The organism is Pseudomonas sp. (assembly GCF_050739995.1).
Lineage (GTDB): Bacteria > Pseudomonadota > Gammaproteobacteria > Pseudomonadales > Pseudomonadaceae > Aquipseudomonas.
This window is the reverse complement of sequence record NZ_JBOICG010000124.1, coordinates 1-8,175: the sequence shown is the minus strand read 5'-3', so window position 1 is coordinate 8,175 and position 8,175 is coordinate 1. Positions and strand designations below refer to the sequence as shown.

Below are 8,175 nucleotides of genomic sequence, written 5' to 3'. Positions count from 1 at the left end.
CTGTATTCCCAAAGGGCTACAGCAAAACGCCATATCGATATGCTCTATCGGTATTTAATATTCCATTTTTATATCTATAAATTCACTCCTTTGTCCGACCGGGAGTGCCCTCATGTCCGCCACCTCTACTGTTCCAACAGCGACCCAAACCTTCGACATCCGCCCACTCCCCGGCAGCGTCGGTGCCGAGATCATTGGCCTGGACTTGTCGCGCCCGGTCAATGACCACGACTTCGCCCGCATCCACCGCGCGCACCTGGATCATCACGTCGTGGTATTCCGCGACCAACGCATCACCCCCGAACAACAGATTGCCTTCAGCCGCCGCTTCGGTGTGCTGCAGATCCACGTGCTCAAACAGTTCCTGCTGGCCAACCACCCGGAAATCCTGATCGTCTCCAACATCATCGAAAATGGCCAATCCATCGGCCTGGGCGACGCGGGCAAGTTCTGGCACTCGGACCTGTCATACAAGGAACTGCCGAGCCTGGGTTCGATGCTGCACGCTCAGGAGCTGCCGGCCGAAGGCGGTGACACGCTGTTCGCCGACATGCACAAAGCCTGGGACCAGTTGCCCGACCACTTGCGCAAGGCCGTGGAGGGCCGCAGCGCCGCCCACTCCTACACGGCGCGTTACAGCGAAACCAAATTCGAAGGCAACTGGCGTCCGACCCTGACCCCCGAGCAACTTGCCCAGGTTGCCGAAGTGGTGCACCCCATTGTGCGCACCCATCCGGAAAATGGCCGTAAGGCGCTGTTCGTCAGTGAAGGTTTCACCACTCGCATTGTCGGCCTGCCGGAAGACGAAAGCCGAGACCTGCTGGCTCAGCTCTATGCCCACAGCGTGTTGCCGCAAAACATTTATCGCCATCAATGGCAGCCCCACGACATGGTGTTCTGGGACAACCGCTCGCTGATCCACCTGGCCGCCGGTTGCCCGAGCCACCTGCGGCGCAAGCTGTTCCGTACCACCATCCAGGGCGATGCGCCTTTCTGATTCCCCGGCAAGAGAGATGAAATGAACGCGCCCCTGCAAGGCCACGCGGCCAGCACGTTGAATACGGCCCAACCGCTGCTGGCGGTGGATCACGTCAGCCTCGAATACCGCACTCCCGAACGCGTGGTGCGGGCCACCCATCAAGTCAGTTTCGAGATCGACCCGGCCGATCGCTACGTATTGCTTGGCCCTTCGGGTTGCGGCAAGTCGACGTTGCTCAAATCCGTCGCCGGGTTTATCAAACCTTGCGAAGGCGAGATCCGCCTGCTGGGGCAGAAAGTCGAACAACCGGGCCCGGACCGTATCGTGGTGTTCCAGGAGTTCGATCAACTGCCACCGTGGAAAACCGTCAAGCAGAACGTGATGTTTCCGCTTTTGGCGTCGAAAACCCTGAAGCGCCGCGAAGCCGAAGAACGTGCGCTGCACTACCTCGACAAAGTCGGCCTCAGTGCCTTTGCCGATGCGTACCCGCACACCTTGTCCGGCGGCATGAAAGCCCGTGTGGCTATCGCCCGCGCCCTGGCCATGCAACCGAAAATCCTGCTGATGGACGAGCCCTTCGCCGCCCTCGACGCCCTGACCCGCCGCAAGATGCAGGAGGAGTTGCTGCTGCTTTGGGAAGAGGTGCGCTTCACCCTGCTATTCGTCACCCACTCCATTGAAGAAGCCTTGGTGGTGGGCAATCGCATCCTGTTGCTGTCGCCCCATCCGGGACGCGTGCGCGCAGAAATCCACAGCCATCAATACGACTTGCACAGCCTCGGTGGTGTGGAATTCCAGGCGTCGGCGCGGCGTATTCATCGGCTGCTGTTCGATGAAGTGCCCGAGACCGAACAGGCGTTGGGTTTTACCGATATCCGCATCGCTTATTGAAGGGGCCGCCCATGCGCCAGGAATTTGAAGTCACCCTCGAACCGCTGCTCAGCGTCCCTGTGGAACGCGAGCTGCCCCTGCGCCAACGTCTGTGGCAACAAGGCTGGCTGCGCAAGGGCCTGATCTTGATCGTGCTCGCGATCCTCTGGGAAGCCGTTGCGCGTTATCAGAACAATGACCTGTTGCTGCCGAGCTTTGTGCAGACATCCCAGGCGCTGTTCGACGGCCTGCTCAGCGGCGAATTGCTCAGCAAGGTCAGCATCTCGCTGGCGGTACTGATCAAGGGTTACCTGATTGGCATCGTGCTGGCGTTTGCCCTGACCACGTTGGCGGTGTCAACCCAGCTGGGCCGTGATCTGCTGAGTACCCTGACTTCGATGTTCAACCCGCTGCCCGCCATTGCGTTGCTGCCGCTGGCGCTGCTGTGGTTCGGCCTGGGGCAGAACAGCCTGATTTTCGTGCTGGTGCATTCGGTGCTGTGGGCGTTGGCGCTGAACACCTATTCCGGGTTTCTCGGCGTGTCTGAAACCCTGCGCATGGCCGGCCGCAACTATGGCCTCAAGGGCATGCGCTTCGTGCTGTTCATCCTGATCCCGGCGGCGCTGCCGTCGATCCTGGCCGGCCTGAAAATCGGCTGGGCATTTGCCTGGCGCACACTGATCGCCGCCGAACTGGTGTTCGGCGCCACCAGCGGCAAGGGCGGGCTGGGTTGGTACATTTTCCAGAACCGCAATGAGCTGTACACCGACAAGGTGTTTGCCGGGTTGGCGGTGGTGATCCTGATCGGTCTGCTGGTGGAGAACTTGGTGTTCAACACCTTCGAGCGGCTGACGGTGAAGCGCTGGGGCATGCAGCGCTCGTAACCCTGCTAGGATTGCACCCCATTCACTCCCCACTGATCACGAGTGCTTGGCATGCAACTACCGGACATGAACCTGCTGGTCGCCCTCGACGCCTTGCTCGACGAGGGCAGCGTAGTGGGTGCCGCTCGCAGGATGAACCTCAGCCCCGCCGCCATGAGCCGTACCCTGACACGTATTCGCGAGGCCGTGGGCGATCCGATTCTGGTGCGCGCCGGGCGTGGTCTGGTGCCGACGCCGAAGGCTCTTCAGCTGCAAGACCAGGTGCGCAACGTGGTGGAGCAGGCGGCGCTGCTGTTCCGCTCGGCGGATCAGGTGGATTTGAGCACCTTGCGCCGCCGTTTCAGTGTGCGCGCCAATGACTTCTTTATCGGCGTGTATGGCGGTCGGCTGTTCGACACCATGGAACGCATGGCGCCGTTGTGCGAGCTGTGCTTCGTACCCGAAGGCGACACCGACGACGAAGCGCTGCGCGAGGGGCGGCTGGATCTGCGCGTGAGCAACACCATGCCCGCCAGTCCTGAGGTGAAAGTGCAGAACCTGTTCTCCACCACCTTCATCGGCCTGGCGCGGGAAGGTCACCCGCTGTTTGACGAAGAGATCACCGCCGCGCGCTTTGCCAGCTATTCCCACATCAGTATTTCGCGGCGCGGCATCTCCCGTGGCCCGATCGATACCGCGCTGAATGCCCAGGGCCTGGAGCGCCGCGTGTCGATGATCGCTCCAGGCTTTCACGGGGCAATGTTCATGTTGCCCGATTCCGACCTGATCCTGCCGGTGCCCAAGGAAGCGCTCTACAGCGCCAATCGCTTGAACCTGCCGTTACGGGCGTTCCCGCTGCCGATCTCACTGCCGACATTGGTGTTGGCTCAATCCTGGCACCCACGCTTCGACAAAGACCCTGCCCACAAATGGCTGCGCGAGACCATGCGCGCGAGTTGCCATGCCACGTGGTTGGAAGCCCAGCCGACCTGATTCCTGAGGCAGACAGGGTAAAAATGTGGGAGGGGCTTGCCCCGGTACAAACCGGGGACATCGTTTACATTTCTAATCGGGGGGCAAGCTCCCCGTCCACAATGGATTGCGTTTAACGCACTTATAACCTTCCAACAAGTAACTTTTTGTCATGGATTTGCCTGATTAGACTGCTCGGGTATTTCTAATGCCGAGTTGCCTGTTCATGACTTCCCTCGCTGCCCCCGCCCTCCAGGCCGCAGCCAAACCGACTGCGCTCACGCCTCCGGCGTTCGGCCCGCGCATCATCATCGGCTTGGTCGGCGTGCTGCTCGCGGTGCTGGTATCCGGCCTCAACGAGATGGTCACCAAGGTCGCCCTCGCCGACATCCGGGGTGCGCTGTACATCGGTTTTGACGAAGGCACCTGGCTGGTCGCTGCCTACACCGCGACCTCCGTGGCGGCGATGGCCTTTGCGCCTTGGTGCTCGGTGACGTTTTCCCTGCGCCGCTTCACGCTGTGTGCGATCGGTTTGTTTACGGTGCTGGGCATCCTGTGCCCGTTCGCGCCGAACTACGAAAGCCTGCTGGTGCTGCGCACGGTACAAGGCTTGGCGGGTGGCGCGTTGCCGCCGATGTTGATGACCGTGGCGCTGCGCTTCCTGCCGCCCAACGTCAAGCTGTACGGCCTGGCCGGTTATGCGCTCACCGCCACCTTCGGCCCGAGCTTGGGCACGCCGCTGGCGGCGTTGTGGACCGAATACGTCGGTTGGCAATGGGCGTTCTGGCAGATTGTCGCGCCGTGTCTGTTGGCCATGGCCGCCGTGGCCTACGGCTTGCCGCAAGATCCGCTACGCCTGGAGCGGTTCAAACAGTTCAACTGGCGCGGCTTGCTGCTGGGGTTCCCGGCGATCTGCATGCTGGTGATCGGCTTGTTGCAGGGCAATCGCCTGGACTGGTTCGAGTCGGGCCTGATCACCTTTCTGCTGAGTGGCGGCAGCCTGTTGCTGGTGCTGTTCATGCTCAATGAATGGTCGCACCCGCTGCCGTTTTTCAAGTTGCAGATGCTCGGCCTGCGCAACTTGGCGTTTGCCCTGATCGTGTTGGCCGGCGTGCTGGTGGTGCTGACGTCGGTGATCATCATCCCGTCGAGTTTTCTCGCTCAGGTCCAGGGTTATCGCCCACTGCAAACTGCGCCGGTGATGCTGCTGATGGCATTGCCGCAGTTGATCGCGCTGCCGTTGGTGGCGGCGCTGTGCAACCTGCGCTGGGTCGATTGCCGCTGGGTGTTGGGGATTGGTTTGAGCATGTTGATGCTGTGTTGCGTCGGCAGTTCGCACCTGACCTCGGCGTGGATTCGTGACGATTTCTATGGCTGGTACCTGCTGCAAATCTTCGGTCAGCCGATGGCGGTACTGCCGCTGCTGATGCTTTCCACCGGCAGCATCCAACCCATGGACGGGCCGTTCGCTTCGGCCTGGTTCAACACAGTCAAGGGGCTAGCCTCCGTGGTCGCCACCGCTGTGCTGGATACCTTGACCACACAGCGCCTGCATTTTCACTCGACCATGTTGGTGGACCGCCTGGGCAATTCGCCCCTGGCCGACGGCGACTCACCGGGCCTGGCCCAGCGCCTGCACGAACAGGCTGTGGTGCTCACGTCTTCGGATCTTTACTACGTCATGGCCGCGGTCGCGGTGGCGTTGATCCTGCTGATTTTCTGGATGCCCACGCGGATCTTTCCGCCTCGCGCACCGACCTAGCCCAAAGGACTTCTCATGAAACGCAAAGACAAAATGGCCGTCTCCGTTATCGCGGTGTTCGCCGTGGGTGTGCTGGTTTACCTGGCCTTGCCGCACCTTCTGGCCAACAAGCGCCAGACCACCAACGACGCTTTCGTCGCCGCCGACTTCACCTTGGTTGCTCCGCGCGTGGCGGGCTTCATCAAGGAGGTGCTGGTGGAAGACAACCAGCGCGTCAAAGCTGGTCAACTGTTGGCGCTGATCGACGACCGCGATTTTCGTGCCGCCGCCCAGGCAGCCGACGCCGATACCTTGGTGGCCCAGGCCCAATTGAAAAACGCCAACGCGACCCTGGAGCGCCAAAGCTCGGTGATCGCCCAGGCCCAGGCCACGGTGGCGGCCGACCGCGCCGAAATGGCCTTCGCCGAACACGAGTTGAACCGCTACAACCACCTTGCTGGCGTTGGTGCAGGCACGGTGCAGAACGCCCAGCAAGCCAAGACCCGCATCGACCAGGCCACCGCGCGTCTGGCCAACGCCACGGCGGTGCTGGCGGCCGAACGCAAGCAGGTGGAGATCCTCACCGCTCAGCGTGATGCCGCCGAAGGTGGACTCAAACGTGCCCAGGCCGCGCTGGAAATGGCCAGTTATCAGCTGTCCTACACACGCATCGTTGCGCCGGTGGATGGCATGGTTGGCGAGCGTGCGGTACGGGTGGGCGCTTATGTGACGCCGGGCAGCAAGATCCTGGCGGTGGTGCCGTTGGCCGAGGCCTATGTGGTGGCCAATTTCCAGGAGACGCAACTGTCGCATATGCATGCTGGCCAAGCGGTGCAGGTCAGTGTCGACAGCCTCGACGGTGAGTTGCTCAAGGGGCATCTGGAAAGCCTCGCGCCCGCCACCGGAGTGACCTTTGCCTCGGTCAAGCCGGATAACGCCACCGGTAACTTCACCAAGGTGGTGCAGCGGATTCCGGTGAAGATTGTCCTCGAGCCCAACCAGCCGCTGACCGAGCGCCTGCGCGTCGGTATGTCGGTGGAAGCCAGTGTCGACACGCACGCAGTCGTGCAGTCGCGTGAGGTGGCCCAGCAATGAAACAGATGGCCTGGCTTACCTTGAGCCTTATCAGCCTGAGCGCGTGTACCGTCGGCCCGGACTTCCAACGGCCCCAAGGCCCGCAAGTCACCCAATGGGGCCAGCCCCAGGGGCGCCAGGCTGCCAGCCGCGCAGTCACCGATCCGTTGCAGGAGCGCTGGTGGGACGTGTTCCACGACGCACAACTGTCGGCGCTGACCCGTCGTGCGCTCACCGATAACCTCGACCTGAAACTGGCCAGCAGCCGCCTGCAACAAAGCCGCGCCGTGCGCCAGGTGACCACCGCTGAGCGTTATCCCAACCTCGATGCAGCGGGTGGTTATCAGCGCAAACGCAACAGCGGTAAAGGTTTGAGTGACCCGTCCGGCGAGAACGGTCGCGCAGCGTTCAACCAGTGGGATGCGGGCTTCTCCGCCGCTTGGGAGCTGGACTTCTGGGGCCGGGTCAGACGCGAAACCGAAGCCGCCGACGCCACCCTGCAAGTTGCCGAAGACGACCGTCGCGCCGTGCTGCTCTCGGTACTCGCCGAGACGGCCCAGGACTACATCCAACTGCGGGGCGTGCAGAACACCCGCGCCGTCACCGAGCAAAACCTCGACGTCGCCCGCCACAGCCTCAAGCTCTCACAATTGCGCCTGGCCGATGGTGTGGCGACTGATTTGGACGTCGCTGAAGCGGCAGCCCAGGTTGCCGCCATCGAAGCGCGCCTGCCGGATCTGCAGCAACGCCAGGACCAACTGATCAACGCCTTGAGCCTGTTGATGGGCGAGCCGCCACAGGCGCTGCATGCGCAGTTGTCCAAGGACGCCGCCGTGCCACAAACCCAGCGCCAGGTCGCTATAGGCCTGCCGTCGGAACTCGCGGAACGCCGGCCCGATATTCGCCAGGCCGAAGCCCGTTTGCATGCAGCCACCGCCAACATCGGTGTGGCCAAGGGCGACTTCTACCCGCGTATCACCCTGTCCGGCAGTCTCGGTTCCCAAGCCATGCAACTCTCGGATTTCGGCTCCTGGGGCTCCCGCGCGTTTGCCTTCGGTCCGCAATTCAGCTTGCCGCTGTTCAATGGCGGGCGCCTGCAAGGCATGTTGAATTTGCGCGAAGCCCAGCAGCAGGAAGCGGCGTTGGCGTATCAGCAAACCGTGCTGCGTGCCTGGCACGAAATCGACGACCAGTTGACCCGCTACAACGCCAGCCAATTGCGTCGCGACAGCCTTGCCGAAGCCGTGCGCCAGAACCAGATTGCGCTGACCACGGCGCAGCAGCAGTACGTCGAAGGCGTGGTGGATTTCGTCAACGTGCTCACCGTGCAAAGCGCACTGTTGGCGACGCAGGAGCAATGGGTGGAAAGCTCTACCGGCGTGTCGCTGGCGATGGTCGGCTTGTACAAAGCCTTGGGCGGTGGTTGGGAATCGGTGTACCCGCTGCAAACCGCGAAGCGCTGAGTCGCGAAAGTTGCAATGGGGCAGTGACCTGGATTTCTATTCCGGGGAAGGGCGCACGGTGGTTACGACTGGTAGCCTTGTAGTGAGCGGGCTTGCCCCGCGCTGGGTGGCGAAGCCACCCCAACTAGGATGCCGCGGTGCTTCAGTGAGACCGGGGTGCCTGGGTTTGGGGCGGCTTCGCCACCCAGCGCGGGGCAAGCCCGCTCACTACAA

7 protein-coding genes are annotated in these 8,175 nt (G+C 62.3%); all 7 read left to right on the top strand.

All coding sequences use genetic code 11. The annotated features are described in order from the left end of the window. Positions 1-112: 112 nt before the first annotated feature. The 7 genes from ACRESD_RS04335 to ACRESD_RS04305 all read left to right on the top strand — a co-directional run bounded on the left by ACRESD_RS04335 (position 113) and on the right by ACRESD_RS04305 (position 7,962). Positions 113-997: a TauD/TfdA dioxygenase family protein gene (locus ACRESD_RS04335; RefSeq protein WP_431749792.1), complete on the top strand. Its 885-nt coding sequence runs from the start codon at positions 113-115 to the stop codon at positions 995-997. 21 nt (positions 998-1,018) lie between these two features. Then, positions 1,019-1,870 (top strand): ABC transporter ATP-binding protein, encoded by an 852-nt coding sequence (locus ACRESD_RS04330; RefSeq protein ID WP_431749791.1) that lies wholly within the window; start codon positions 1,019-1,021, stop codon positions 1,868-1,870. Positions 1,871-1,881: 11 nt separating this feature from the next. Then, a complete protein-coding gene (locus tag ACRESD_RS04325; protein WP_431749790.1) occupies positions 1,882-2,733 on the top strand; it encodes an ABC transporter permease in 852 nt (283 codons plus the stop codon). 51 nt (positions 2,734-2,784) lie between these two features. Beyond that, complete coding sequence (locus tag ACRESD_RS04320; protein WP_431749789.1) at positions 2,785-3,705, top strand: LysR family transcriptional regulator; 921 nt, start codon at positions 2,785-2,787, stop codon at positions 3,703-3,705. A gap of 205 nt (positions 3,706-3,910) precedes the next feature. Continuing rightward, positions 3,911-5,446: an MFS transporter gene (locus ACRESD_RS04315; protein ID WP_431749788.1), complete on the top strand. Its 1,536-nt coding sequence runs from the start codon at positions 3,911-3,913 to the stop codon at positions 5,444-5,446. A gap of 15 nt (positions 5,447-5,461) precedes the next feature. Further along, positions 5,462-6,520, top strand: a complete 1,059-nt coding sequence (locus tag ACRESD_RS04310) for an HlyD family secretion protein (RefSeq protein ID WP_431749787.1) — start codon at positions 5,462-5,464, stop codon at positions 6,518-6,520. Continuing rightward, the gene (locus tag ACRESD_RS04305; RefSeq protein WP_431749786.1) at positions 6,517-7,962 is read left to right on the top strand and encodes an efflux transporter outer membrane subunit; all 1,446 of its coding nucleotides are present in this window, start codon (positions 6,517-6,519) and stop codon (positions 7,960-7,962) included. Before ACRESD_RS04310 ends, ACRESD_RS04305 begins: the two co-directional genes overlap by 4 nt. Positions 7,963-8,175 lie beyond the last annotated feature (213 nt).